Raw genomic sequence first — 1879 nt, forward strand, 5'->3', positions numbered from 1 at the left:
CGCAGCCAACATCAGCGCAATCACTCACTCAACAAATCAGCCAAGGCGATATCCGCTATCAGTGGTTGGGTGATCAACTCAGCCAGCAGCAAAGTTATTATGCCGATGGCAGTGTGGCAACTACCCAGTGGCTATATGAGCCCGGCAGTTTCAGGCCGTTGGCACAGATAAGGCAACTGGATACACCCAATGACCCCGGCAGGCCCGAATTACATTATGCGGTGACTGACTTAGTGGGCAATGTTAGGGAGTTGTGCGATCCACAAGGACAAATACACTGGCGTGGCGAACAGGGTTTATGGCAGGACTTCCATCAATAGCGGCTCAGCGGAACCCCGAAAAAGTATCTTGAACAAGCCGCCAATGAGCCTCTACACTGTGACCTGCGCTATCAGGGACAGATTTATGATCGGGAAACCGGGCCCTACTACAACCGGCACAGATATTACGATCCGGAGATTTGCCAATACCTGAGTCCAGATCCGATAGGGTTGGCAGGGGGCACGCGGCCACAGGCCTATGTGCATAATCCGCTCGAATGGGTGGATCCGCTAGGGTTGGAACGATTCCCTTCGTGGATGGCTACTAAACAAGGGTATGAGAGACATCATATTGTTTCTTATGAACATCGAGCTCATCCTTTCTTTAATAGGTCAGATCTTAATATTAATGGCGCTACGAATATGGTGTATTTACCTGTTGCTGATGGAATTCATCCGACGAAGATGACACATCATCATTTTCAGTTAGATGGAAAACCTCATGCGGAATATAATGCTTATATCAAAGAGCGCCTAGATCGATTAGAGGAAAGTGCTAGGGTAGAAGGATGGGATAAAGAGCGAGTAAATAAGGAGTTGCTCGACTTTCAACACGAGACGCGTTATGCATTGAAAAATAAATGTCCGAAGGGTTAGTTATGAATATTTACAAAATTAAGCCGCAGGCGGCGAGCGAGAATATAGTTGTTGATTTTGGAGCTGAGTTGAATTCTAAATTGTGGGATGTTTTTTTAGGTGATGATCGTTCGGAAACTGAAAACTTTTTGAATATTAATGGTAGTTCCCAAGTTGACAATTTTAACAATTTGATAGATTGCTCTGATTTCCTTAGTTGTGTTGTACCATTCCCAATCTTTTCAAAGAGAGCTGTTGATGTGTTGAGGGAGTTAGATTGCCTGTCTTTTTTAAATGTGGGTGTGGATGGGGTTTGTAAATTTAGTATTGGATTGGTAAATGCAAAAGCTAAATTTGTAGATGAAGAAAAATCTAAGTATAAAATTCTGACAAATGGTGACCGTATGCTTTCTGTTGTTGCTTATAGAGAGCCTTTGGAGAGTTTTTTTATTGCTAGAGATGAGAAGTACTACTCGAATTTTGTTGTCAGTGATGATTTTGTTGAACGGTGTAAAAAAAATAACTTAAAAATTAGATTTGAAAAAATTGAGTATGGTCATCCGAAGAGCTTTTTTAATAGGTGATTTTTTAAAGAAATACTATTTTTGAGGTGGCGCGTCGGTGTGTTGATTAAGTTATTTGTAATACAGAAACGGCTCACGAGGTATTGTCCATGTTAACGACCCGCGTCTTCTAGATTTAGAGTGCTGTATATGCGGTGACCGACTTGATAGCTTGCAGGGTCACAGAGGAAATACACAAAACTCAACAAGTGGTCGACTAATTGTTTTTCAGGTCATAATTAATTTAAGTGGGAAGTGTGAAAGATGATTGAAAACGTAATTAAAGAGATTAACTATTTAGTTAAAGTATATGGTAAAAATGGTTTTTTGGGAGATGGAAATAAAAAAGACAGGACAGCCATATCTTTTAGCAAGCCGGGCGGGTAGTGCGTCAGGGAGACAATGTTTTCCGCTACGATG

The 1879-nt window shown here is 41.6% G+C and carries 3 protein-coding genes and 1 pseudogene; all 4 read left to right on the forward strand.

Annotated elements, in window-relative coordinates; translation table 11 throughout:
* On the forward strand, positions 1–320 hold a 320-nt coding region (locus CX651_RS20025), incomplete at its 5' end, for an RHS domain-containing protein (RefSeq protein ID WP_198552070.1).
* A 54-nt stretch (positions 321–374) separates the two neighbouring features.
* Positions 375–548, forward strand: a pseudogene (locus CX651_RS20405) (RHS repeat-associated core domain-containing protein); the annotation flags it as partial.
* Between the two features lie 30 nt (positions 549–578).
* On the forward strand, positions 579–917 hold the full coding sequence (locus CX651_RS19660; RefSeq protein WP_101057794.1) for an AHH domain-containing protein: 339 nt from the start codon (positions 579–581) through the stop codon (positions 915–917).
* Positions 918–919: 2 nt separating this feature from the next.
* Positions 920–1480, forward strand: a complete 561-nt coding sequence (locus CX651_RS19665) for a hypothetical protein (protein WP_101057793.1) — start codon at positions 920–922, stop codon at positions 1478–1480.
* Positions 1481–1879: the final 399 nt, after the last annotated feature.

This window comes from Shewanella chilikensis (genome assembly GCF_002836945.1).
GTDB classification, from domain to species: domain Bacteria; phylum Pseudomonadota; class Gammaproteobacteria; order Enterobacterales; family Shewanellaceae; genus Shewanella; species Shewanella chilikensis.